At 39.1% G+C, this 23,607-nt stretch carries 25 protein-coding genes and 1 riboswitch; of the genes, 23 read left to right on the top strand and 2 right to left on the bottom strand.

What is annotated here, in order from left to right:
• The first annotated feature begins 1 nt into the window (after position 1).
• Genes ureC through ACRPLQ_RS07720 form a run of 5 tightly spaced genes read left to right on the top strand, consistent with a single transcriptional unit; the run spans position 2 to position 4,306 of the window.
• Positions 2–1,711: an urease subunit alpha gene (gene ureC / locus ACRPLQ_RS07700; protein ID WP_028412818.1), complete on the top strand. Its 1,710-nt coding sequence runs from the start codon at positions 2–4 to the stop codon at positions 1,709–1,711.
• A 9-nt stretch (positions 1,712–1,720) separates the two neighbouring features.
• Positions 1,721–2,167 carry an urease accessory protein UreE gene (gene ureE, locus ACRPLQ_RS07705; protein ID WP_432235859.1) on the top strand — a complete coding sequence of 149 codons (447 nt, stop codon included), beginning with the start codon at positions 1,721–1,723 and terminating at the stop codon, positions 2,165–2,167.
• On the top strand, positions 2,160–2,846 hold the full coding sequence (locus ACRPLQ_RS07710; RefSeq protein ID WP_432235860.1) for an urease accessory protein UreF: 687 nt from the start codon (positions 2,160–2,162) through the stop codon (positions 2,844–2,846). Before ureE ends, ACRPLQ_RS07710 begins: the two co-directional genes overlap by 8 nt.
• Positions 2,847–2,885: 39 nt before the next feature.
• Entirely contained in the window at positions 2,886–3,500 is a 615-nt protein-coding gene (gene ureG, locus ACRPLQ_RS07715; RefSeq protein ID WP_325077533.1) for an urease accessory protein UreG, read from the top strand.
• Positions 3,497–4,306 (top strand): urease accessory protein UreD, encoded by an 810-nt coding sequence (locus ACRPLQ_RS07720; protein WP_048019020.1) that lies wholly within the window; start codon positions 3,497–3,499, stop codon positions 4,304–4,306. Before ureG ends, ACRPLQ_RS07720 begins: the two co-directional genes overlap by 4 nt.
• 254 nt (positions 4,307–4,560) lie before the next feature.
• On the opposite strand, the gene ACRPLQ_RS07725 is transcribed toward ACRPLQ_RS07720, so the two are convergent.
• Positions 4,561–5,199, bottom strand: a complete 639-nt coding sequence (locus ACRPLQ_RS07725) for an urease accessory protein UreH (protein WP_028412823.1) — start codon at positions 5,197–5,199, stop codon at positions 4,561–4,563.
• 272 nt (positions 5,200–5,471) lie between these two features.
• On the opposite strand from ACRPLQ_RS07725, the gene ACRPLQ_RS07730 reads away from it, so the two are divergent.
• The 18 genes from ACRPLQ_RS07730 (at position 5,472) to ACRPLQ_RS07815 (ending at position 22,569) form a co-directional block, all read left to right on the top strand.
• Positions 5,472–5,933 (top strand): hypothetical protein, encoded by a 462-nt coding sequence (locus ACRPLQ_RS07730; RefSeq protein WP_028412824.1) that lies wholly within the window; start codon positions 5,472–5,474, stop codon positions 5,931–5,933.
• 232 nt (positions 5,934–6,165) lie between these two features.
• On the top strand, positions 6,166–6,933 hold the full coding sequence (locus ACRPLQ_RS07735) for a carotenoid biosynthesis protein (RefSeq protein WP_028412825.1): 768 nt from the start codon (positions 6,166–6,168) through the stop codon (positions 6,931–6,933).
• Positions 6,930–7,643: a lysophospholipid acyltransferase family protein gene (locus ACRPLQ_RS07740; protein ID WP_272816185.1), complete on the top strand. Its 714-nt coding sequence runs from the start codon at positions 6,930–6,932 to the stop codon at positions 7,641–7,643. The genes ACRPLQ_RS07735 and ACRPLQ_RS07740 overlap by 4 nt, the downstream gene beginning before the upstream one ends.
• Entirely contained in the window at positions 7,640–8,746 is a 1,107-nt protein-coding gene (locus ACRPLQ_RS07745) for a glycosyltransferase (protein WP_098113313.1), read from the top strand. Before ACRPLQ_RS07740 ends, ACRPLQ_RS07745 begins: the two co-directional genes overlap by 4 nt.
• Positions 8,743–10,203, top strand: coding sequence for a phytoene desaturase family protein (locus tag ACRPLQ_RS07750; protein ID WP_432235861.1), 1,461 nt, complete (start codon positions 8,743–8,745; stop codon positions 10,201–10,203). The genes ACRPLQ_RS07745 and ACRPLQ_RS07750 overlap by 4 nt, the downstream gene beginning before the upstream one ends.
• Positions 10,204–10,335: 132 nt before the next feature.
• Entirely contained in the window at positions 10,336–11,064 is a 729-nt protein-coding gene (locus tag ACRPLQ_RS07755; protein ID WP_028412829.1) for a hypothetical protein, read from the top strand.
• Between the two features lie 157 nt (positions 11,065–11,221).
• Positions 11,222–11,965, top strand: coding sequence for a sugar phosphate isomerase/epimerase family protein (locus tag ACRPLQ_RS07760; protein ID WP_098625830.1), 744 nt, complete (start codon positions 11,222–11,224; stop codon positions 11,963–11,965).
• Entirely contained in the window at positions 11,962–12,921 is a 960-nt protein-coding gene (locus ACRPLQ_RS07765) for a sugar kinase (RefSeq protein WP_367078015.1), read from the top strand. Before ACRPLQ_RS07760 ends, ACRPLQ_RS07765 begins: the two co-directional genes overlap by 4 nt.
• Positions 12,922–12,923: 2 nt before the next feature.
• Complete coding sequence (locus tag ACRPLQ_RS07770; protein WP_013083743.1) at positions 12,924–14,204, top strand: MFS transporter; 1,281 nt, start codon at positions 12,924–12,926, stop codon at positions 14,202–14,204.
• Between the two features lie 26 nt (positions 14,205–14,230).
• A complete protein-coding gene (locus tag ACRPLQ_RS07775; protein ID WP_014459503.1) occupies positions 14,231–14,875 on the top strand; it encodes a bifunctional 4-hydroxy-2-oxoglutarate aldolase/2-dehydro-3-deoxy-phosphogluconate aldolase in 645 nt (214 codons plus the stop codon).
• Between the two features lie 101 nt (positions 14,876–14,976).
• Positions 14,977–15,987, top strand: a complete 1,011-nt coding sequence (locus ACRPLQ_RS07780) for a LacI family DNA-binding transcriptional regulator (RefSeq protein ID WP_034266759.1) — start codon at positions 14,977–14,979, stop codon at positions 15,985–15,987.
• Between the two features lie 102 nt (positions 15,988–16,089).
• Positions 16,090–16,725, top strand: a complete 636-nt coding sequence (gene hxlA / locus ACRPLQ_RS07785) for a 3-hexulose-6-phosphate synthase (protein ID WP_274862510.1) — start codon at positions 16,090–16,092, stop codon at positions 16,723–16,725.
• The gene (gene hxlB / locus ACRPLQ_RS07790) at positions 16,725–17,273 is read left to right on the top strand and encodes a 6-phospho-3-hexuloisomerase (protein WP_033579433.1); all 549 of its coding nucleotides are present in this window, start codon (positions 16,725–16,727) and stop codon (positions 17,271–17,273) included. The genes hxlA and hxlB overlap by 1 nt, the downstream gene beginning before the upstream one ends.
• A gap of 336 nt (positions 17,274–17,609) precedes the next feature.
• Entirely contained in the window at positions 17,610–18,581 is a 972-nt protein-coding gene (locus ACRPLQ_RS07795; RefSeq protein ID WP_033579432.1) for a DHH family phosphoesterase, read from the top strand.
• A 21-nt stretch (positions 18,582–18,602) separates the two neighbouring features.
• Positions 18,603–19,352 carry a glucose 1-dehydrogenase gene (locus tag ACRPLQ_RS07800; RefSeq protein ID WP_033579431.1) on the top strand — a complete coding sequence of 250 codons (750 nt, stop codon included), beginning with the start codon at positions 18,603–18,605 and terminating at the stop codon, positions 19,350–19,352.
• Positions 19,353–19,488: 136 nt separating this feature from the next.
• Complete coding sequence (locus ACRPLQ_RS07805; RefSeq protein ID WP_432235862.1) at positions 19,489–19,725, top strand: hypothetical protein; 237 nt, start codon at positions 19,489–19,491, stop codon at positions 19,723–19,725.
• 200 nt (positions 19,726–19,925) lie between these two features.
• The gene (locus tag ACRPLQ_RS07810; protein WP_154973687.1) at positions 19,926–20,573 is read left to right on the top strand and encodes a nitroreductase family protein; all 648 of its coding nucleotides are present in this window, start codon (positions 19,926–19,928) and stop codon (positions 20,571–20,573) included.
• Positions 20,574–20,997: 424 nt separating this feature from the next.
• The gene (locus tag ACRPLQ_RS07815) at positions 20,998–22,569 is read left to right on the top strand and encodes an APC family permease (protein ID WP_028412838.1); all 1,572 of its coding nucleotides are present in this window, start codon (positions 20,998–21,000) and stop codon (positions 22,567–22,569) included.
• Between the two features lie 58 nt (positions 22,570–22,627).
• Here the strand turns inward: ACRPLQ_RS07815 and ACRPLQ_RS07820 are convergent, their stop codons facing one another.
• A complete protein-coding gene (locus ACRPLQ_RS07820) occupies positions 22,628–23,191 on the bottom strand; it encodes a YdcF family protein (protein WP_049165300.1) in 564 nt (187 codons plus the stop codon).
• Between the two features lie 147 nt (positions 23,192–23,338).
• Positions 23,339–23,518, top strand: a riboswitch (cobalamin riboswitch).
• Positions 23,519–23,607: the final 89 nt, after the last annotated feature.

The raw sequence follows: 23,607 nt of genomic DNA on the forward strand, positions 1-23,607 counted from the left end.
GATGAGTTTTCAAATGTCGCGACGTCAGTATGCAGATATGTTTGGACCAACCGTTGGAGATGCTGTTCGTTTAGCAGACACAGAGCTATTTATTGAAATTGAAAAAGATTTCACAACCTACGGAGATGAAGTAAAGTTTGGCGGAGGAAAAGTGATTCGTGACGGAATGGGGCAGCATCCTCTTGCAACGCGAAGTGAAGCAGCGGACTTAGTGTTGACAAATGCCATTATCGTTGATTATACAGGCATATATAAAGCAGATATTGGAATAAAAGATGGACTCATTCAAACTATTGGAAAAGCGGGTAATCCGCTGTTGATGGATGAAGTAGACATCATCATTGGTGCGAGTACGGAAGTAATTGCAGCTGAAGGGAAAATTGTAACCGCGGGCGGTATTGATGCGCATATTCATTTCATTTGTCCGCAGCAAATTGAAACCGCCCTTGCCTCTGGCGTGACAACGATGATTGGAGGAGGAACAGGACCTGCTACAGGAACAAAGGCTACCACTTGTACACCCGGAGCGTGGCATATCGAACGAATGCTTGAAGCCGCTGAAGCATTTCCGATGAATATTGGCTTTTTAGGAAAAGGAAATGCAAGTGCGAAAGAGCCTTTAATTGAACAAATTAAAGCAGGAGCAATTGGACTAAAGCTTCACGAAGACTGGGGAACCACGGCATCTGCCATCGACACAAGCCTGCAAGTAGCAGACGAGTACGATGTTCAAATTGCGATTCATACAGATACTTTAAATGAAGGCGGCTTTGTTGAAGATACGATTGCAGCAATTGGTGATCGAGTCATTCATACCTACCATACTGAAGGAGCTGGAGGCGGGCATGCACCTGATATTATGGAAATGGCAAGCTTTCCAAACGTGCTTCCATCATCAACTAATCCAACAAGACCCTATACGGTCAACACGCTTGAAGAGCATTTAGATATGCTCATGGTATGTCATCATCTTGATCCTGCTGTACCAGAAGACATCGCTTTTGCTGATTCCCGCATTCGCAAAGAAACGATTGCAGCTGAAGATATTTTACACGATTTAGGTGTATTCAGTATGATTTCTTCAGATTCTCAAGCAATGGGACGTGTAGGAGAAGTGATTACACGAACGTGGCAAACAGCTGATAAGATGAAAAAGCAGCGAGGAAAAATTGATGGTGACAGCGAAGTCGGCGATAACGCACGTGTCAAACGCTATGTAGCTAAATATACGATTAATCCAGCTATCGCTCATGGAATTTCCGAATACGTAGGATCGGTAGAAACAGGGAAAATAGCTGACTTAGTCCTATGGGAGCCAGCGTTTTTTGGAATAAAGCCTGACTTGATTGTAAAAGGCGGTTTAATTGCTCACAGCTTAATGGGAGACCCTAACGCTTCAATTCCAACCCCACAGCCGGTCTTATATCGTCCGATGTTTGCTTCTTATGGAAAAGCAAGAGCTAAAACCTCCGTTACGTTTGTGTCAAAAGCAGCGTATGAGAACAAAGTGGGCGAAAAACTAGGGTTACAAAAGCTGCTTAAACCAGTAAAAGATATTCGTCAGTTAAAAAAAACAGATATGAAGTTAAATGGAGAAATGCCTAAGATTGAAGTTGATCCCCAAACGTACGAAGTAAAAATAGATGGACAAATGATTACATGTGAAGCGGCAGAAGTTGTGCCTATGGCGCAGCGATACTTTTTATTTTGAGGTGAAAAAATGGTAATCGAAAAAATTATCGGAAATATAGCAACATTAGAAAAACGAGCTCCACATATAGAAAAGGTATATATCGAAAGTGATCACTTAGTAAAACGCGTTCAGCGCGTTGTAACAGATCACGGTAAGGAACTCGGAATTCGTCTGAAAGAAAACCGCGAGTTAGTTGATGGCGATGTACTATTTATGGATGAAAGCAATATGATTGTTGTGCAAGTTCTGGCAGACGATATTTTGACCATTCAGCCGATTGATATTCAGCAGATGGGAGAAATTGCTCATCAGCTTGGGAACCGCCATTTGCCGGCGCAGTTTGAAGGTGGAGACATGCTTGTACAGTACGATTATTTAGTCGAAGAATTGCTTCAGCAGCTCAACATTCCCTATAAGCGCGAAAAAAGAAAAGTAAAACAAGCTTTTAAGCATATCGGACATAATCATGACTAATTCATTGCTTTCGCTGATTCAACTATGTGATTCAAATTTCCCATCGGGTGCATTTTCGCATTCGTTTGGTTTTGAAACGTATATTCAGCGAAATCAAATTTACGACACAGAAACCTTTCAAGAAGCGCTTCGTACATACCTTGATGTTCAGCTGACGTATACGGACGGCTTAGCATGCAGGCTGGCTTATGAGTATGCTGTTCGTGACCAGTTTAACGAAATTATGAGAATTGATCATGAACTATACGCTCTTGCTTTGTCAAAAGAAACAAGAGAAGGGACAAGACGGGTGGGCCAGCGCATGTTAAAGCTTTGCTTAGAGTTATTTCAAGGCTCTTATTTAGAAAAGTATATGAGTGAAGTAAAAGCAAAGAAGGCGTACGGACATCCTGCTGTTGTATTTGCATTAGCCAGCCTGCAGTTAAACATTACAGAAGAAGAGGCAATTTTAAGTCATTTGTACGCTAGCATCTCTTCATTAATTCAAAATGCTGTTCGCGGCATACCAATCGGCCAAACCGATGGGCAAAAAACGCTCGTTCTTTTTCAGCCGCTGCTGCAGCAAGCGCTTCAGCATATTTTGCAAGCAGATCAAGAGGAATTTGGTGCCGTGACACCAGGGTTAGAAATTGCTCAAATGCAGCATGAACAATTGCATGTTCGATTGTTCATGTCATAAAAAAGGAGGGAAGGCCTTCTAACGATGAAGGCGTAAAAAATGGATGCAATTAAAATTGGAATTGGTGGCCCTGTTGGTGCAGGGAAAACAATGTTAGTAGAACGATTAACGCGTGCACTAGAAGGACAGCTAAGCATGGCGGTCGTTACAAACGATATTTATACAAAAGAAGATGCGCAATTTCTAGTAAAAAACAGTATCTTGCCAGAAAATCGTATCGTCGGAGTAGAAACAGGAGGATGTCCTCATACGGCTATTCGGGAAGATGCATCTATGAACTTTGCTGCAATTGATGAGTTAGTGGAACGTCACCCCGATGTTGAACTTATTTTTGTAGAAAGCGGAGGAGATAATTTAGCCGCAACGTTTAGCCCAGAGCTCGTTGATTTTTCAATTTATATCATCGATGTAGCACAAGGAGAAAAAATCCCGCGTAAAGGCGGTCAAGGAATGATTAAATCTGATTTATTCATTATCAACAAAACAGATTTAGCCCCATATGTAGGAGCCAGTTTAGAAGTAATGGAAAAAGATACAATCCAAGCGAGAGGGCACAAGCCTTTTGTTTTCACCAATTTAAAAGAAGATAAAGGGCTCAATCAAGTGATAGAATGGATCAAAAAAGAGGCCTTTTTAATCGGCCTTGAATCATGAGCTACACGGGTTATTTAGAGCTTCGTGCAGAAAGAAACAGTGAGCGAACGGTTATTAAAGATACTTATCATTACGGGGCTTTCAAAGTTGCCAGACCTATTTACATGACTCCTGAATCACCTTTTGTTTATATGCTTCACGTAGGCGGGGGATACGTGAGCGGAGACAAATACAAAACGATGATAACGGTCGAGAAAAATGCTCAGCTGACTGCTACTACTCAATCTGCGACAAAGGTGTACAAAACACCGAACGCAGCTGTTTTACAAGAAACGTGCATAACCCTTGAAGAACAATCCATCATGGAATATATACCAGACCCGCTTATTTTGTATGAAAATGCTGCATTTGTCCAAGAAATAACGGTTCATATGGCAGAAAACGCTGCTTTGTTTATGTGTGACAGCATCACCCCGGGGTGGTCGCCGGATGGGCAGCTGTTTCAATATACCTCTATGCGTTCCAAGCTGAAACTGTATGTAAACAAGCAGCTGAAGGTATACGATCACTTATACTTGAAGCCAGAAAACCATCTGCGCGGCATGATGAAAATGGAAGGGTATACTCATTTTGGATCAATTATTATTGTTCATCCAAACGCCGACGACGCATTTATAGCGAAAGTACATCAGCTGTGCGAAGAGGCAGGCTGTAAAGCAGGAGCTTCCGCACTTCCGATTTCCGGATGTGCTATTCGAATACTAGCTGCTAGTACACAAGAAGTGGAAGAGATAATCGTCAAAGTATACGGATTGTTCCGGCAGGAGTTATTAAAAGCTGAAGTATCACTTTTGCGTAAGTATTAAAGTGCCTGTACAAAAGTATAGTAGTTAAAGAAAAATCCGAACGAGCTGAACTCTTGATAGAGAATCAAATTCGTTCGGATTTTTTATTGGTAGGGTGAACGTAGGTTTCCCGTATGTAGTTCGTTCTAGCCGTTGATTAGAGGACAAAGCGAAGTCTTGCACAGAAATCAACAGCTGTGGAACAAGCAGTCCAGATCATTTATCCTACTTATTCGTCTTTAGATTGAATTATTTTCATTATGTTTCATTCTCTGTTAGAACCACAGACTAAATAATCCGTCGCTTACACCTAAATTATACATATAATAGAGGCCAAATATAATGCTGACAGCACCTGTTACCTGCATCAAACAGCGGTTTAACGTCACTTGCTTTTTAGTTGTAACGAATGGAATTCCAATAACCGTCGTAAATAACAGCATGCCAAGACAAGTGCCGATTCCAAAAATGATAATGTACAGCGCACCTTGCCATACGTGAGTAACGGTGCCCATCGTTACTACAACCATCGCTGCGCTTCCGGCCAGTCCATGAACAAAGCCAATGCCTAATGACTTTAAGTAAGACGTTTTTTCGTGATGCGTATGCACTTGTTTTTTGTAAGACAGAAACGATGTAAAACCGAGATAAACGAGCATAATGCCTACTAAAAATTCAAGTGACATGCTCATACGTTCAGAAATACTGCTTTTTAACACTATTAAAATCATGCCAAAAATAAACAGCGTAAGCGTATGACCAATCCCCCAGTATACTCCTGCAAGCGAAGAGCGCCACAGCTTTTTACTTTTTGAGGCAATGGTTGATACAGCGATAATGTGATCTGGTTCTAGAGCATGCTTGATTCCTAAAAAAAATCCTAGTATTAAAATTGAAAAAAAACTTGTTTCCATGTCAGCTTTCTCATCCTTTCGTACGTATAAAACTAGTATATCGCACGCTTTTGTTTTAATAAACAGAAAATTCTAAACGAAAATGTCTGGTTGAATAGCTAAAACATTTATCAATTTACAATAAGTTACAAATATTAAAGGAGATGTAGTATAAAAATTTTACATTTACAAAAACTATAAGTAAATTATTGTGAGGTTGATAACTATGGACAAAATTTCTACTGATATCATGCTGTGGAGTTCTTTTATACGTCAAAATGTTGGGATAGAACGTGACTAGACTAGAAGCTCTTTTATGGAGCATTGCGTTGCCAGGCTTTGGACAATTACTAAACAAAAAACATATAAAAGGAATTTTGTTTATTGTACTTGAATTTCTCATTAATATGGGCGCAAATTTTAATGAAGGCATTCGCTTAAGCTTTTTGGGGGAAACAAAGCAATCCCTCGAGGTAATGAACATGCAGTGGTTAATGTTTTATCCATGTTTATATTTTTTTGCAATTTGGGATGCTGTTAAAGAAGCAGAAAACGGCGCATCTAGATTTACATTTATTCCTTTTGTCTCCTGTGCTTATTTTGTTACAGTAGGCATTATGTATTCCTCAGTGACAACCATCAACGGTGTTTTTATAGGCCCAATTTGGCTCCCTATGCTGTTTGTTGTACCGGGACTGGTTATTGGACTCATTGCCAAAAAGCTATTAGAAGTGTATATACATAAGAAAAAATAAACGTCATTTCAATCTATACATCCGTAGATTTTAATGGACGTTTATTTTATTTTTGTTTATAAATAAGTAATAAAGTCTCTTATTTAGGGAACGTACTAACAGTGGCTATTTTCACATAATCTTAAGAGAGTGTGTTCTACTCATAGAAAAGAGCACATTGAAAATGGAGAGAATGTGTACAAGCTTATATAATAGCAATTTGATAAAAAGAAGCTGGAGAGAAGGTGAATCGATGATCACAAATGGTATTTATCGTTTTTTTCTTATTTGGTACGTATGCGGAGTGGTTTTGCTTTCATTTGATTTGCTGCCTTCATGGTTAGAATGGGCGAATGCTGTTTTTTTACACTTGAGCAGTCTTCTTGCTCTTATTTATCTAGCTAAGGCCTATGGAGTAAGGAGGGCACTGGTCGTTGCAGTATTTGTGACAGGCGCATCTATTTATGTCGAAAGTCTAGGTGTTAAACATGGGTTTTTGTTTGGATCCTACGATTATGAAAAAGATTTTGGCGCCAAAATCTTAGGAGTTCCTCTGACCATTGGATCGGCTTGGTTTATGGTCGTAATCACAAGCAGAATATTAGCTCTCGGAATTATGAAGCGCATGGAGCTGCCGTTTATTGTCCATGGAATTGCCTATGCGGTCATTAGTTCGCTATTTGCTGTTATTATGGATTTGGCTATTGATCCCGTTGCCTATATTGTTAAACAATATTGGGTGTGGGAAGGGGACAGCTTTTATTATAATATTCCTTTATCCAATTTCTCCGGCTGGTTTTTACTGTCTTTCTTCATTCAGCTGGTCGTATATTTCTTTTTAGCTAAGGTTCCTAAAGAAGAAGAGCCGGTATGGGAAAGAAGAATGGTGTTTTTGTATAGTGCAGTCGTCATGATGTTTGTAATTGTAGCATTAGTAAATGGCCTGTGGCTTGTGGTATGGCTGACGATGATTCCTTTTCTTATTCTTTATATTGTGTATAAAAAGGAGACTCGCTTATGATTTATCCGAAGAAAAACTCACTATTTGAGCGCTTTTTTCAACTGTTTGTCACATATCAGCTCAAAAAACAGTTTTATCGTATTCATTTACATATAGAAGAGCTCCCAAAAGATAAAAAAATGTTATTAATTGCTAATCATTCCAGCTGGTGGGACGGTTTAGTGACATTTTATTTAAATAACGCGGTATTAAAAACAGATCTATACGCTATGATGTCTGAACAAGGAATGAAGGATTTTCCTTTTTTTCAACGAATCGGGGCTTTTTCAGTAAATGCAGCGTCTCCGAAGCATACGGTGGAATCGTTAAGGTTTGCCAGTAGGCTGTTAGCGGATAAAAAAGCGGTGCTTATTTTTCCTCAAGGAAAAGAAGAACATCTTGAGAAAAGACCGTTAGCTTTTTCTGAAGGACCTGCTTTTCTTCTAAAAAAGCAATCTGACGTTGAAGTTATTCCCATTACATATTATTATACGTTTCGCCATGATCAGCGACCGGAGCTTTTTATCTGGGTAGGGCAAGCTGTTTTTTACGACTTAGCCAATGCAAGAGAAGATATAACCAAAACGCTAGCCGGTGCAGTCACTGCTCAGCTCGATCATCAAAAACAAAAAATCATTCAAGAAAACGATGAGGAATTTACGGTTTTATTAAAAGGACGAAAGACGCTTAGCGAGTGGTTAACGTGGTGGAAAGCGAAGGTGAAAGAATGATTTACTATATGCTTTTATTTATTTTGATGCTGCTTCTGACCATTGTAAATATTCAAGCAATGCCTAAATTAAATAGATACAAGTTGAATTCAAAAACACCTCAGCCTCTCATTTCTATTTTGATTCCAATGCGAAACGAAGAACGAAATGTAAAGCGAATCATTTCTTCTGTTAAAGGATTAACGTACAGCAATCTAGAATGTGTCATACTAGACGATCAGTCCACAGATGAAACACGAACAAAGCTTTTGAAAGAAATTCACGGAGATTCAAGGTTTACCATCATAGAAGGAAAAGAGCTGAAAGAAGGGTGGGTAGGAAAAGTTCATGCCTGTCACCAGCTGTCGCAAGCTGCAAATGGAGACTATTTATTGTTTGTAGATGCCGATGTACAGCTCAAAGAACGCACGCTAGAACATACTTTAGCCACCGCACAAGCGACAAAAGCCGCTCTTTTAACAGGATTTCCACGTTTTCCTGTAAAAACGTGGTTAGAAGCATTGGTTGTTCCGCTTCAGCATGTTGTTGTTTTTAGCTATTTACCGGTTGTGGTAGCGAACCGTAACAAGGTGAGCAAAGCTTCAGCAGCTCACGGTGCTTTTATGTTTATAAAAAAAGAAGCTTATGAGATCGCAGGAGGACATGAAGCTGTTAAAACTTCACTAGTAGAAGATGTGCATCTAGCTCAGCTTTTTAAGAAAAAGAAACAGCGCGTTATTTTAGCCAATATTACGTCTCACGTTAGCTGTTATATGTATGAAACAACTGAAGAAGTATGGAATGGGTTTGCTAAAAATATCTTTGTTGGTCTAGGCCGATCCGCTAAAGCAGTTTGGATACTGAGCGTTTTTTTTGCCTGTTACTATGTGCTGCCGCTTCCTTTGTTTATAGCAGGAATTCTTACAGGCAACATACTTTGGATTCTTCCTTTTTGCATTATGCTTTTTCAGCGGTTTTTAATTGACCGGTCGGCTCAGCAAAAAGGGCTTTTGTTTCTTACTATGCCGGCGTCGGCAATTGTGCTGATGCTGCTCATGAACCATTCTATGAAGCGTGAACGAAAAAAGCAGGGATATGAATGGAAAGGAAGGCATTATCAATGAAAAAAGTACTAATTGTCGGGGCAGGATTAGGCGGATTAGCTGCAGGAGTTCTTCTTCAAACAAAAGGGTTCGATGTCACAATCGTTGAAAAAAACGAGCACGTAGGCGGAAAAATGATGCCTGTGCAGCTAGGAGAATATTCTTTTGATTTCGGGCCTAATACCATTACAATGCCAGAAGTTTTTCAGTGGTTATTTGAGCAAGCGGGCGAACGTGCAGAAGACTATATGCCTCTTGTCAAACTAACGCATCATACGAATAATTTCTTCACCGACGGTTCACAATTTTCCATGTCTATCGACGAACGAAAAATGATTGAGCAGTTTGAACGTCTCGACCCCTTTGCTGCTAAACAATACCCGGCCTATTTAAAAGAAGTAAAAAGAATATATGACATTGCAAAAAGTCAATTTTTCTACCGGACATTTTCGTCATGGAAAGATTACACAAACCCTTCTCTATTAAAAGCACTGCTGCAAGTAAGGCCGTTTGAAACAGTAGATACGTTTCATCAGCGCTTTTTTCGAAATGAAAACATTCGAAATGCATTTAATCGATACGCAACCTATATTGGATCTTCACCTTATACATCGCCCGCTACCTTTTCACTGATTGGACACTTAGAAATGAATGACGGGGTGTACTATGTAAAAGGAGGAAATACTAGAATTGCAAAAGGGCTGGGGCATGTGTTCCAAAAAGTCGGCGGAAAGCTGTATACAAACTGCAGCGTGACTGAAATAGTAGTAAAAAATAAGCAGGCTGTCGGAGTGGAAGTGAATGGAGAAGAAAAGATAGACGCGGATATCGTTATTGTAAACGGGGACTTGCTAAAAGCCTATCCGGCACTCGTAAAAGAGCAGGATAGACCTCATTTTAAAAACAAAAAAGCAGCTGAATTTGAGCCTTCCATATCAGCCTATGTAATTATGGCAGCAGTTAAAAAGCGCTTTTCTCAGCTGATTCATCATCAAGTGTACTTTTCTCAGGATTACAAGCAGGAATTCTATGAACTATTTCAGCAAAAAACGCTTCCAACCGACCCTACCATTTACGTTTGTAATTCTTCGTATACCGATAACACGGTAGCTCCGGGTGATAATTTATTTATTTTAGTGAATGCCCCTGCTGTAAAAGAAGAGAATCAAGAAAAAATGAAATCTTACAGAGAGGTTGTCTATCGCAAGCTTTCTCAGTTTGGTTTAGATATTGAGCCCTCGCTTGTACATGAACGAATTGTTACTCCATATGAAATTGAACAAACCTTTGGTGCATTTAAAGGCGCTTTGTATGGAGTGAGTTCAAATCGGAAAATGGATAGTTTTCTTCGTCCAAGCAACGTCTCAAAAGATGTTAAAAACTTATATTTTGTAGGAGGAACGACTCACCCAGGCGGGGGATCTCCTATGGTCACAATTAGCGGTATTAATGTAGCTACGCTTATTTCATCTTCCTAATTGATAAATCAGGATTGTCAAAAAGTTTAGTTTTTTGGTACTATAAGAAAGGACAGAGGCTGTTAACCACCTGTTCTCGCGGATGGAAAAAAATGTTACATAATGAAGTTGAAAAGGTGATTACATAACTATATGATTGTATTTACGTGTCTTATTATTATCATAAGCATTATTCGTCCGTACTTGGAGAGCGTGACTGTTAAGCGAATTGCTTCAGAAGGCAAAAAAATTCGCTACTACAAAGAACAGTTCTTTTTTTATGTGCTAATTTTACTATTTTATATTGCGGTGATGGTATACCATGCGGTTCCACTTTCTATGTTAGGATTGCAGGGAGTATATCTAGATACGATTCACCGGACGGCTCCGTATCCAGCGTGGATTGAATATCTGCTGCTTTTAATCTTTGCAGGTTTTATTATTATTTCCATTATGATCCAATGGATGAAAGATCATGGAGAAACGGTTTTTGTGGAACAGGAGATGCCCACGTCAATTGAGGCAACCGTTCCTAAAACAGAAAGAGAGCAAAAGTGGTGGCTTGCATACAGCGGTATTTCCAGCTTCGTAGAAAGCACCGTCTATTTTCCTAGCTTTTATTTATATAGTCACTATGTATTAGCCATTCAAAATACATGGGTGTTGGCTATTTTAATTGGTATTGGTTATTTCCTATCACAGCTAGCTTTTCAGCGTGACCGTTTGAGTGTCCAGACGCTGTTAGTTGGTATCGGGCTAGGCGCTTTATTTATCATGACAAAGTCAGTTGTAATCATGGTCTTGTACTATGGTTTTAGTTTCTTAATCTATGATATTTATCAACAAGATCGCAATTTAGTAAAAAGCACAGAAGATCACTAAGAAACAACACGGCATAACGCCGTGTTGTTTCTTTTTTTTATAATTTATAAAAAAAGCTTGAAAAGCGCTTTCAATAGTCTTATAATTTAGATAAATCGATTTACTAAACCGGTTTAGTAAGTGGTTAGCTAGTATAATAAGAAAGGTAGGTCGATTTATGAATCATATCATTATTCCTTTAAATGCATTTGAAACGACAAGCTCTCAGCACACCATGATTGGGAAAATATATGAACAGCAAGTACATGGAGTGGAAATTCGAAGAGAGTTAATGAAAAAAGTAGATCAAGAGATTGAGCTTATTGCCGAAGAATTAAAAAGATATCCGCTTTTTACAGTATATTCGGCTCCAATCGAACTGTGGAAAGAAAGTGGAGAGTTAAACAAACAAGAATTAAAATCTATTCTTGAAGAAGCCGTATCACTTGGCGCTCAGTGGGTAAAAGTTTCTCTTGGTTTTTATCAGCCACAATCACCTATAGGGGAATTGCAGGAGCTATTGCAGGCATTTCCAGCTTTACATCTATTTGTAGAAAACGATCAAACCAGTTATGGAGGCAACATAGCATCTTTGCACGCATTTTTTGATAACGCTTACGAAATTCCTGTTTCCATGACGTTTGATATTGGTAACTGGCTTTATGTACAAGAACAACCCCAGGAAGCAATCAAAAAGCTAAGGTCCTTTGTAGGCTATATTCATATTAAACACGTAATAAAAAATAGCGGAAAGCTAGTAACAACCTCTATATCAAACGATTCAAATGAAATGTGGAAAGATATTTTGAAAGGGTTTTCTCATTCGATTTTTAAAGCTTTAGAGTTTCCAATCGATGAACCGGAACAAATCCCCCGCTTCATTTCATTGGTGCAAGCAGCAGAACAGGAGGAAGTGCAATGAATTCATTAGACGTTATTACCTTCGGAGAAGCAATGGCGATGTTCATGGCAGAACAACCAGGACCGCTGTATGAGATTAAGCATTATACAAAAGAGCTAGCCGGAGCAGAAACAAATGTAGCAATTGGTCTCGCTCGTCTCGGTCTGCGCGCAGGGTGGGTGAGCAAAGTCGGCAACGATCCTTTCGGTACGTTTATTATGAAACGGCTACAAGAGGAGTCGGTCAACACCGATTGTGTACTAGTAGATAGCGAATATTCAACAGGTTTTCAAATTAAATCAAAAGTGGAAGTGGGAGATCCGGAAGTTTGTTACTTCCGAAAAAATTCAGCAGCCAGTCACTTGCACCCAAGCGATTTTAATCGAAACTATTTTTTAGCGGCAAAACACATGCATATGACAGGAATACCGCTTGCTGTGTCAGCAAGCATGCGTGAATTTGCTCTACACGCGCTTACCTCGATGAAAGCAGCTGGCAGAACGGTTTCCTTTGACCCGAACCTGCGACCGACTCTTTGGACATCAAAAGAGGAAATGATTTTTACAATCAACGAAGCTGCTAAACAAGCAAACTACGTTCTGCCAGGCATTGAAGAAGGGAAAATTTTAACCGGATACGAAAACCCAGAAGACATCGCTTCTTACTATTTAGATGCAGGCGTAGAGCTTGTCGTTATTAAACTAGGTGAACAAGGAGCCTTTTTTAAGACGGCTAAAGAGGAAGGTATGGTTGAAGGAATAAAAGTCAAACAAATAGTGGATACAGTCGGTGCAGGAGACGGCTTTGCAGTAGGGCTGTTAAGCGGACTTCTTCAACATGATTCTCTTACTCAATCTGTCATGAGAGCAAATGCTATTGGGTCATTAGCTGTACAAAGCCCTGGAGATAACGACGGATATCCAACTGAACAGCAGTTGCAAAAATATATGGAATCCCAAAAACAAGGAGTGAAGTGATAATGAAACAGCAGCTAGCAAAAAAAAGATGGCTTCGGTTAATTCCTATCGTATTTATTACGTATAGCCTTGCATATTTAGACCGTGCAAACTACGGGTTTGGAGCAGCAGCAGGGCTGGCAGAAGATCTTCATATTACGCCAGGTATTTCGTCTTTATTAGGATCGCTCTTTTTCTTAGGTTATTTCTTTTTCCAAATTCCTGGCGCTCACTATGCTGAAAATAAAAGCGCCAAAAAGCTGATTTTTTGGTCTCTGATTTTATGGGGAGCACTTGCTACAGCTACAGGTATGGTAAGCCACGTCGGATTTTTGTTTGTTATTCGATTTGCTTTAGGAGTAGTGGAAAGTGCCGTTATGCCTGCTATGCTCGTGTTTTTAAGCCACTGGTTTACAAAAGCAGAACGTTCTAGAGCCAACACGTTCTTAATTTTAGGAAACCCGGCAACGGTCCTTTGGATGTCAATTGTTTCTGGATATTTGCTAGAATCATTTGGCTGGAGATGGATGTTTATTTTAGAAGGTTTTCCAGCTGTTATTTGGGCGTTTTTATGGTGGAAACTAGTAAACGATGAGCCAAAAGATGCAGGCTGGCTGTCGAAAAAAGAAAAAGCAGACTTACACGATGCGCTGCAAAAAGAACAAGAAGGAATTAAACCTGTTAAAGGCTATAAAGAAGCTTTCAAAAATCGTACTGTCATTTTATTAAGCATTCAATATGCTTTATGGAGTATTGGCGTCTACGGATTTGTTATGTGGCTGCCGTCTATTATTAAAGCAGCGCCTAACATGAGTATAGTAAAGACAGGGTGGTTAGCGTCCGTTCCTTACGTATTAGCAGTCGTATTAATGTTAACGGTTTCATATCTGTCAGATAAGTTTTTAAAACGAAGCGCATTTGTATGGCCGTTCTTATTAGTAGGAGCTCTTGCCTTTTACGGATCTTATTTAGTTGGCACAAGCAACTTCTGGCTTTCTTTTACTTTACTCGTTATCGCCGGAGGAACGATGTATGCTCCGTACGGACCGTTCTTTGCGATTATTCCTGAAATTTTACCGCGTAATGTTGCCGGAGGAGCGATGGCTTTAATTAATAGCATGGGGGCACTTGGTTCATTTGCCGGTTCTTATATTGTAGGATTTTTAAATGGATCAACAGGAGGGTTTGGCGCTTCCTATATCTTTATGGCTGGATCATTATTCCTTGCGGCAGTTTTAACCATTGTCGCAACGAAAAAGCCAAGAGAAGTTCAGAGTGTGAAGCCAGTTGAAACAACGGCTTAATGTAATGATAGAAAAGGAGAATTGAGATGCATATTGAGAAAATTACAAGTAGCGGTATTGTAGCGGTCATTCGAGGAGCAAGCGCTGAGCGAATTATTCCGCTTGCCTACGCGTTAAAAGAAGGCGGAGTAACAAATCTAGAAATCACAATGGAAAACCCTGCTGCCGTAGAGGTTATTAAAGAATTGAAAAATGAATTTGACGATTCAATGTTTATTGGAGCAGGAACTGTTCTAGACGAAGAAACAGCACGAATTGCCATTATGGCAGGAGCGTCATTTATTTTTTCCCCTACGGTGAACGAACGAACAATTAAAACGGCTAAAAGATACGGAGTCATTAGCGTTCCGGGTGCTTTTACACCTACTGAAATTTTAACAGCCTATGAATGCGGCGCAGATATGATTAAAGTCTTCCCGGCAAGCGTAGTAGGCCCCGCTTATTTTAAAAATATAGCAGGACCGCTTCCTCATATTCCGTTAATGCCAACAGGCGGCGTTACGGCTGAGAATGCGGGAGCTTATATTAAAGCCGGAGCAGCTGCTATTGGAGCAGGAAGCACATTAGTAGATGGCAAGCAGCTTCCAACTCCTGAATACTTACTTCAAGTAACAAGGGAAGCGAAACGTTTTACTCATGAAATTCAAGAAGCTAGGCTTGCGTACGCTTAATAAATAAAGCCTTCTGCTAGCAAGAAGGCTTTTCCTTTTTCGTTTTTTTCGTTTACACTAGGAGTAGCATAATTTTAGGGATTGAATGAAAAGGACGGATCATGATGCAAAAAGTTACTATGCTGGACGTTGCAAAAGCAGCAAATGTCTCCAAAAGCACCGTATCACAATACATTAACAAGCGATACGAATATATGGGCGAAGAAACGCGAAAGAAAATTAAAGAAGCGATTGATACACTGGGCTATCAGCCCAACTATCTAGCACGAAGCTTAAAACAAAAGCGAACGTCGATGATCGGGATTATTGTTGCCAATATTATGCACAGATTTTCTACGGAAGTCATTCGTGCCATTGAAGACTATTGCCATTCGCAAGATATACATGCCATCATTTGCAACGCAGATGATGACCCTGATAAAGAAAAGAAATATATTAATATGTTAAAAGCAAAGCAAGTAGATGGCCTTATTTTATTTCCAACGGGTGCCAATACTTCTCTTTATGAGCAGATGATCAAAGAAGAATATCCGGTTGTTATTATGGATCGTAAAATTCATGATGTAAAAGGAAAAATTCCATCCGTAGTGGCGAACAACCAAGAAGCCACAAAACAGGCTATTTTGCATCTGCTGGAGCTTGGACATAAGCATATAGCGATTATTACAGAACCATTAACTATTACACCCCGGATTGAACGTGTAGAAGGGTACAAAGAAGCGTTAACATCAGCCAATATGCCTGTAAATGAATTTATGATTATTAACTGCAAAAAAGCGGACATGCAAAAAGCGCTGGAGAAGCTATTTGCAGCCGATAATCCGCCGACAGCGCTGCTGGCTGGAAACGATTTAGTGTTCATTGAAGTGCAGAAATTTATTAAACAACACGGATTTAATATCCCGAATGATTTATCTTTAATTGTTTATGATAATATTCCTTACGCAGATGTAGCAACGCCTGCCGTTACCACGATTTCGCAGCCTGCTTTTGACATGGGAACAAAAGCAGCAGATTTACTTATTAAACAAATTTTGAAAGAAAAGATAGCTTATGAAGAGTACCAGTATGAATGTGAATTAATTATTCGAGAAACAACGTTGTCGCATTAAGCTAAAAAGAGCGCCTATGGCGTGCTCTTTTTAGCTCATCAAAATATTCGTTTTTTTTACGCTGTTACTAAACCGGTTTAGTAGAAAGTGAGGAGAAGAAAGATGAAGATACAATTAGCATTAGATCGCGTCACAATTGAAGAAGCTATTATCCTTGCCAAGCTGGCAGAACCCTATGTTGATTGGATTGAAGTAGGTACATCTCTTATAAAAGAGTATGGAATTGAAAGCATTTATAAAATCAAACAGGCATTTCCGCACAAGATGATTGTAGCAGATATCAAAACGATTGATAACGCAGAGTATGAGTTTACCATGTGCTATCAAGCAGGAGCAGATATAGCAACAGTAATGGGCGTATCACCTTTACCCACGATAGAGACGTGTGCAAATGTCAGCGAAAAATGGAATAAAAAAATGATGGTTGATTTATTAAACACGTCAAGCGGCTCGCAAAAGCAAGTAAGTATTTATAGAAACGCTATTTTTTGCCATCATATCAGCAAAGACGAGCAAGAAAAAGAAGGAAAATCGCTGAGTCAAATAAATTTGCGGCAGTATTTTCATTCAGATGCGCAAATAGCAGTAGCAGGAGGAATTAATCCAGCCTCAGCAGCATCATTACTTCAAATGAAAGCGGACGTTGCGATTATTGGATCAGCGATTACAAAAAGTGCAGATGTGGCAAAGGCATCTGCTGAATTTCAAGACTTATTTATGAGCAGGGGGAACGTATAATGACAAAAACACAAACGATTTTACATGAAATTACGACCGTAATGAATCACATAAAAGAGCCTCAAATAGAAGAAGTAGCGTTTTCACTTTACCAAGCAAAACGAATTTTTGTTATAGGCGAAGGTCGCTCCGGGTTAATGGGCAAATCATTTGCGATGAGGCTGATGCATTTAGGTGCAACAGTATACGTTGTAGGAGAGACCATTACTCCTTCGATTGCAGCAGGTGACGTATTGGTGGCTGTATCAGGCTCAGGAAAAACACAGCAAGTGGTGAGCGTAGCTAAAAAAGCCAAAGAAGTAGGATGTTCAGTTATCGGCATTTCAGCTAGTACAGAATCACCATTAACTGCTCATACTGATGAGCTGCTGCACATTCCCGCTGCAACCAAATACCGAAGCGAAAATGAAGCCGCTTCTATTCAGCCGCTTGGTTCATTGTTTGATCAATGTGCTCATGTTGTGTTTGATACGATTTGCTTAGAATACGGGAATTTGAACCAAACGGATCATGAACAGGCGTTTAAACAGCACAGCAATTTAGAGTAAGCGGAAATAGGCTGAAACAAAAGTAGATTGGTTAAAAGAAAATCCGAACGATGAGTCGAGATTCTTGATGGAGAATCACATTCGTTCGGATTTTTTTATTGGTATTGGTGAGCGTAGGTTTCATGTGTGTAGTTGCTTCTAGCTGTTGATTGGATCGATGTAGTTATGTTTCACTCTCTTTTGATACAGGTAAGTCTAAACGTTTACTTCACTTTTGTTTATTGCGAAGATATTCCTTCTCTTCAAAGTAAATAACAGCATTTTTATGTTGAAATTGCTATAATATACAAGCCGGTACATATACTAAGGCGACTGAAAATAAAGGAGTTTTGATTGATGACAAAAATAAAATTAATTTCACATAACGATTTAGACGGGGTAAGTCCAGCACTGTTGGGTCGGTTAGCGTTTGGCGACGACAACTTTGATTACAGCACGGTAAGCATTGGCCGCATCAATGACACAGTGACGCATTTTATTGAAGAAGAAAACGATGGAGACACAGCTTTATACATAACAGATATTAGCGTAAACGATGAAGTAGCGGAAAAATTAAATGAACTGGTAAAAAAAGGCCAGAAAATCACTCTTATTGACCATCATATCTCTGCTCTTCCACTAGCTGAGAAATACGATTGGGTTCATGTTATTGCAGAAGACGAAAACGGTAAAAAGACAGCAGCTACATCTCTTTTCTACGACTACTTAGTGCGCAACAACATGCTTCAAAAAACGGAGTTGCTTGATGAATATGTAGAACTTGTGCGCTTATTTGATACGTGGGACTGGTTTCATGAAAATAATGTGAAAGCAAAGCGCCTCAATCACCTATATTATCTAATCCCGCATGAAGAATTTAAAGAGACCATTCTAGAAACGCTTCGTGAATCGTACCATACTGAAAATCAAGAATTTACGTTTACGGACAAACACGAAATTTTACTAGAAGCAGAAGAAAAAAAGATTGAAAAATATATTTACGACAAGCAAAAACAAATCATAAAAGAAAGTGTTGAAATTGCTAAAACAGCGTACAACGTAGGCATTGTATTTGCAGATACATATCAGTCTGAGCTAGGAAATGCACTGTGTCTAGAAAACGAAGATATCGACTTTTCCGTTATGGTGGACATGGGACGCCAAAAGATTGGCTTCCGTGCAGTAAAAGACGAAATCAACTTAGCCGAAATTGTTGGGCACCTTGGAGGAGGAGGTCACCCAAAAGCTTCTGGATGCAAGTTAACGGCTGAAACGTTTGCTCTTTTCGTCACGGATCACTTGTTTAAAGACGAAGAAAAAAGTGAATAAAGCGTATAAGGAGGAGATGCTATGTCATTTAAAGATTTAGTTGTTGTTGTTACGGGAGCTGCGAATGGAATAGGAAAAGATGTATCACGCGCATACGCAAAACAAGGAGCAAAAGTGGTATTGGCAGATGTGGACGAAACCGAAGGCGAGCGTCACGCAGAAGCTATTCAAAGACAAGGCGGAGAAGCCATTTTTGTAAAAACAGACGTCCGAAAAGAAAGCGACATTTTACATCTCGTTGAAAAAACGGTCAGTACGTATGGAACGATACATATTTTGATTAATAATGCAGGCGTTTCCCGCTGGAAATCACCGTATGAGCTAACCGTTGATGAATGGGATGACATTATCAATACGAACCTGCGCAGCGTGTTTCTATGTTCTCGCGAAGCAGCTAAAGTGATGAGGAAAAACGAAAGCGGAGGCTCCATTGTAAACTTAGCTTCTACAAGAGCTTCAATGTCTGAACCAGATACAGAAGCCTATGCTGCTACAAAAGGAGGAATCGTTGCTTTAACTCATGCACTTGCCGTTTCGCTTGGTGATGACAACATCACGGTAAATGCTATTTCTCCAGGATGGATTGAGACATCTGACTACGATGGCCTTCGTGAAATCGATCATACGCAGCATCCGTCTAATCGGGTAGGAACGCCAGCGGATATCTCAAGAGCGTGTATGTACTTAACAAACGTCGAAAATGATTTTGTAACAGGAGCTAACCTCGTAGTAGACGGGGGAATGACGCGAAAGATGATTTATGAACATTAAGTATCTATAAAAAAGGCTGAGATAAAAATATTTTAGACGAAGTGAAAAAATGAACCCTTGATCAAAATTTTTGATTAGCGGTTCGTTTTTTTATTACGGTGAACGTAGGTTTCACCTGTTTCATTCCTTCTAGCAGTTGATTGAAGGGCACGACGAAGACTCCTGCGGAAAAAGCGGAACAGATGAGACCCCGCAGGCCGCAGGAACGCAAGTGACGAGGAGGCTCAGCGGCCGCCCGCGGAGAGCGAAGTCGTGCACGGAAATCAACTGCGGTATCAAAAGCGGTTCAGCTCATATATCCCATTTGTTTATTTTAGATTGGATTCATTTCGTTATGTCTCAACCTCTTTTGATGATCAACAAAAAAAAATAATTTTTCTGTTGACAGGTAATAATAATCATTGTAAAGTAAGTTACATAAAGTAATTAAATTTCAATTAATATTTTTTTAGTTTAATATCTCGAATTAGAGATATAAGAATTCATTATATCTTGTTTATCTCCTTTTATCAGGGGGAAGGGTATAAACATGCAATTTAAGCTTAAAAAAACAAACAATTAGGAGTGTGGAAAATGGGTTTTTTAGATAAATTATTTGATAAATCAAGTGATCAACAACAGGTTGGAAAAGATTTTTATGAAGCAATTAAAAACCGACGTTCTATTTATGCAATTGATAAAAATGTAAAAATGTCAGAAGAAAAAATTGAAGAAATTATTAACTTTGCGGTGAAACATACTCCTTCAGCATTTAATTCCCAAAGCGCACGCGTAGTCGTTTTATTTGGCGAACAGCATGATAAAGTGTGGAATATTACGAGAGAAACGCTTCGTAAAATTGTTCCAGCTGAAAATTTTTCAGATACGGATCAAAAAATGAACTTATTCGGAAGCGGCTATGGAACAGTTCTTTTCTTTGAAGATCAAGAAGTAGTTGAAGGGCTGCAAAAGCAGTTCGCATCTTACAGCGAAAATTTCCCGGTTTGGTCTAACCAATCATCAGGCATGCTGCAGCATGTGATTTGGACAGCGCTTGAGCTCGAAGGCCTAGGAGCAACATTGCAGCATTACAATCCATTGATTGACGATGAAGTAAAAGCAGCTTGGAATATTCCGAGTTCATGGAAATTAATTGCCCAAATGCCATTTGGTAATCCTGTGGCGCCAGCGGGTGAAAAAGAATTTCAACCACTAAGTGAACGTGTAAAAGTATTTAAATAAGCAAAAAAAGAGGTACGGACAAAATTATTTTAGTTGAAGCAAAATCCGAACGATTCATCGTTCGGATTTTTTTATTGGTATGGCAAGCGTAGGCGTTGCGTATGTAGCTGCTTCTAGCGGTTGATTTTGTTATATCTCAGACCCTTTTTTACGGTAAATAGTTTGAATATTCTTTTATGTTTAACCTAAGAAAAATGCGGTTAAATAAGAGGAGTAGTCCTCAAATCTTCTGTGGAATTTATGCGCTATACATAAGCAATTCAACGATGTTTTACAAAAAAAAAAGTTTTTAACTTGGTTTTTTAGAGAATATTTGTTAACATATCCACTTGTGAGGTCTTAGTAAGAGGAGGATGATGTAAAGAATCCCATATCGGACGCAAGGGCGTAGATATGTGGAGTGGAAATTTTAAAGGAGGATATTATGTCTGATCAAGGAAATCAAGGAAAGTTTAAAAAATCAATATCGTTACTTGACCTAACGTTAATTGGGATGGGAGCTATTTTTGGTTCCGCCTGGTTATTTGCGGTTAGTAACGTAGCGTCAAAGGCTGGTCCAGCCGGAAGTTTTTCGTGGCTGATTGGCGGAGTCATTATTTTACTTATCGGTTTAGTGTATGCTGAACTTGGAGCAGCGCTGCCGCGTACCGGTGGAATTATCCGTTATCCGGTTTACTCACATGGTCATTTAGTGGGTTACTTAATTTCATTCATTACCATTATTGCTTACACAAGTTTGATTGCCATCGAGGTAACGGCTGTACGTCAGTATGTTGCGTTTTGGCTTCCTGGTCTAACTAAACATGGTTCTGAATCGCCTACTACAATCGGCTGGTTATTTCAGTTCGCGTTATTAACGCTATTTTTTATCATTAACTACGTAAGTGTAAAAGCATTTGCTAAGTCAAATGTTATTATATCTGTGTTCAAATATGCGGTTCCTCTTACAATTATCGTCGTGTTAGCTTATCACTTTAAATCAGCTAACTTTACAACTGGCGATTTTACTCCGTTTGGTTTTAATGGTATTCAAGCAGCCATTTCAACAGGTGGCGTTATGTTTGCTTACCTAGGACTTCACCCTATTGTTTCTGTAGCCAGTGAAGTTAAAAACCCGCAGCGTAATATTCCAATCGCGCTCATTATCTGTATTGTACTTTCAGCGATTATTTACACAGCACTGCAAGTATTGTTCATTGGTAACATTCCGGCTGATATGCTATCAGGAGGATGGGGAACAATTCAAGAGCAATTCTCTTTACCATTTAAAGATATTGCACTTATTTTAGGCCTTGGCTGGTTAGTAACGCTTGTTATTTTTGATGCTATTTTATCACCAGGCGGTAACGGGAACATCTTCATGAATACAACTTCTCGTTTAGTTTATGCTTGGTCTCGTAATGGAACACTATTTAAACGTTTCTCAAAAGTAGATAAGAAAACAGGAATTCCACGTGCGTCACTATGGCTATCGTTTGGAATGTCCGTATTCTGGACACTGCCATTTCCTTCTTGGGAAGCGCTAGTAAACGTATGTTCAGTAGCACTTATTCTGTCTTATGCGATTGCGCCAATTTCAGCCGCTGCATTCAGAGTAAATGCAAAAGACCTTAAAAAGCCTTTCAAATTAAAAGGCATGAGCGTTATTGCTCCTGTGTCATTTATCTTCTGTTCATACATCGTATATTGGTCAGGATGGACGACAATTTCTTGGCTTCTAGGATCACAGCTTCTAATGGTTGTTATCTACGTAGCATTTAAGAAATACGTACCAACTGACGTTGTAAAATTTGCACAGCAGCTTAAATCTGCTTGGTGGCTAGTTGCTTATTATATTATTATGCTTGTTATCTCTTACCTAGGCTCATTTGGTGGAGGACAAGGTGTGCTAAGCAACCCGCTTGACTTAATTTTAATTGCTCTTGTTTCAATCGGTATTTTCTACTGGGCGAAATACACGGGTTTGCCAAAAGCAGTTATCGATACGGATGATTAATAAAAAACACGGCATGAATTCATGCCGTGTTTTTCGTTTGTATAGGGGTGTACTCTATTTATTTATCAAACAGCCACGTTTTTAAGATAGCAGCATACTCACGAAAGTAGGATTGAAGTTTAATTGAATTTGGTGTCTTTGCACCTAAAGGATAAACGTCAAAACCTTGACGCTTGGCAATAATAGAGGCGCGAAATAAATGAAAATCACTGCTAACAAGCACGACTTTTTTGTGTTGAATATCAACTTTCTTTTTAGTGAAAGTGAAATTCTCAAAAGTAGAAGTTGACTGATCCTCTTTTATCATTCGATTCTTTTTAATTCCTTCTTTTCGTAGAAAACGATAGGCTGCTTCTGCTTCAGAAATTTCTTCATCGGATCCTTTTCCACCCGTTACGATAACTTTTGTTTGTTTATGAGTCTTTAAATAAGATAAAGCCGTTTTTGCTCGTTCTTTTAAACTAGGAGACATTTGATCTCCGTCTACTTTCGAACCTAAAATGAGCACATAATCTGCTTTTTGCGGAACAGGCTGATGAGCGGTTTGATACATACAAAAAGACATGATTGCTATGTAAAGAACAAGCAAACTAATAAAGATATAAATGATTTTTTTCTTCAACTACGAGCACCTTCCTAGCTATTTCATAAGATGTTTGGAAAATAATTGTTATTATAGCATACGAGACCCAAATAAGTATAAACACAGTAATATATAATAATAGAAGAAAATCGTTATTGTGAATGGTTATAAAATTCGTTACAATAAAGAATAAATGATTTTAAAAGTGCCTCTAAGGAGGATAATAGGGAAATCGGTGTAAATCCGGTGCAGCCCCCGCTACTGTAAATGTGGATGAACCTGCAAAGACCCACTAGTCAAACTAGGAAGGATGCAGAAGTAAAATGAAGCATAAGCCAGGAGACCTGCTTTTAAAAACCCCTTATTTTTCGGTGGGAGAAATAAGTCAAGACAATGTGTTAATGAGCGCATGACCAAACCTTGACTTTTACAGTTAAGGTTTTTTTATGTGATAG

The organism is Priestia sp. TRN 1309 (assembly GCF_050846875.1).
Classification (GTDB): Bacteria; Bacillota; Bacilli; order Bacillales; family Bacillaceae_H; genus Priestia; species Priestia zanthoxyli.

What these genes read in the sequence shown, in the direction of transcription:
- ureC (WP_028412818.1), top strand. Translation starts at nt 2, where the DNA reads ATGAGTTTTCAAATGTCGCGACGTCAGTATGCAGATATGTTTGGACCA.
- ureE (WP_432235859.1), top strand. Translation starts at nt 1,721, where the DNA reads ATGGTAATCGAAAAAATTATCGGAAATATAGCAACATTAGAAAAACGA.
- ACRPLQ_RS07710 (WP_432235860.1), top strand. Translation starts at nt 2,160, where the DNA reads ATGACTAATTCATTGCTTTCGCTGATTCAACTATGTGATTCAAATTTC.
- ureG (WP_325077533.1), top strand. Translation starts at nt 2,886, where the DNA reads ATGGATGCAATTAAAATTGGAATTGGTGGCCCTGTTGGTGCAGGGAAA.
- ACRPLQ_RS07720 (WP_048019020.1), top strand. Translation starts at nt 3,497, where the DNA reads ATGAGCTACACGGGTTATTTAGAGCTTCGTGCAGAAAGAAACAGTGAG.
- ACRPLQ_RS07725 (WP_028412823.1), bottom strand. Translation starts at nt 5,199, where the DNA reads ATGGAAACAAGTTTTTTTTCAATTTTAATACTAGGATTTTTTTTAGGA.
- ACRPLQ_RS07735 (WP_028412825.1), top strand. Translation starts at nt 6,166, where the DNA reads ATGATCACAAATGGTATTTATCGTTTTTTTCTTATTTGGTACGTATGC.
- ACRPLQ_RS07740 (WP_272816185.1), top strand. Translation starts at nt 6,930, where the DNA reads ATGATTTATCCGAAGAAAAACTCACTATTTGAGCGCTTTTTTCAACTG.
- ACRPLQ_RS07745 (WP_098113313.1), top strand. Translation starts at nt 7,640, where the DNA reads ATGATTTACTATATGCTTTTATTTATTTTGATGCTGCTTCTGACCATT.
- ACRPLQ_RS07750 (WP_432235861.1), top strand. Translation starts at nt 8,743, where the DNA reads ATGAAAAAAGTACTAATTGTCGGGGCAGGATTAGGCGGATTAGCTGCA.
- ACRPLQ_RS07755 (WP_028412829.1), top strand. Translation starts at nt 10,336, where the DNA reads ATGATTGTATTTACGTGTCTTATTATTATCATAAGCATTATTCGTCCG.
- ACRPLQ_RS07760 (WP_098625830.1), top strand. Translation starts at nt 11,222, where the DNA reads ATGAATCATATCATTATTCCTTTAAATGCATTTGAAACGACAAGCTCT.
- ACRPLQ_RS07765 (WP_367078015.1), top strand. Translation starts at nt 11,962, where the DNA reads ATGAATTCATTAGACGTTATTACCTTCGGAGAAGCAATGGCGATGTTC.
- ACRPLQ_RS07770 (WP_013083743.1), top strand. Translation starts at nt 12,924, where the DNA reads ATGAAACAGCAGCTAGCAAAAAAAAGATGGCTTCGGTTAATTCCTATC.
- ACRPLQ_RS07775 (WP_014459503.1), top strand. Translation starts at nt 14,231, where the DNA reads ATGCATATTGAGAAAATTACAAGTAGCGGTATTGTAGCGGTCATTCGA.
- ACRPLQ_RS07780 (WP_034266759.1), top strand. Translation starts at nt 14,977, where the DNA reads ATGATGCAAAAAGTTACTATGCTGGACGTTGCAAAAGCAGCAAATGTC.
- hxlA (WP_274862510.1), top strand. Translation starts at nt 16,090, where the DNA reads ATGAAGATACAATTAGCATTAGATCGCGTCACAATTGAAGAAGCTATT.
- hxlB (WP_033579433.1), top strand. Translation starts at nt 16,725, where the DNA reads ATGACAAAAACACAAACGATTTTACATGAAATTACGACCGTAATGAAT.
- ACRPLQ_RS07795 (WP_033579432.1), top strand. Translation starts at nt 17,610, where the DNA reads ATGACAAAAATAAAATTAATTTCACATAACGATTTAGACGGGGTAAGT.
- ACRPLQ_RS07800 (WP_033579431.1), top strand. Translation starts at nt 18,603, where the DNA reads ATGTCATTTAAAGATTTAGTTGTTGTTGTTACGGGAGCTGCGAATGGA.
- ACRPLQ_RS07810 (WP_154973687.1), top strand. Translation starts at nt 19,926, where the DNA reads ATGGGTTTTTTAGATAAATTATTTGATAAATCAAGTGATCAACAACAG.
- ACRPLQ_RS07815 (WP_028412838.1), top strand. Translation starts at nt 20,998, where the DNA reads ATGTCTGATCAAGGAAATCAAGGAAAGTTTAAAAAATCAATATCGTTA.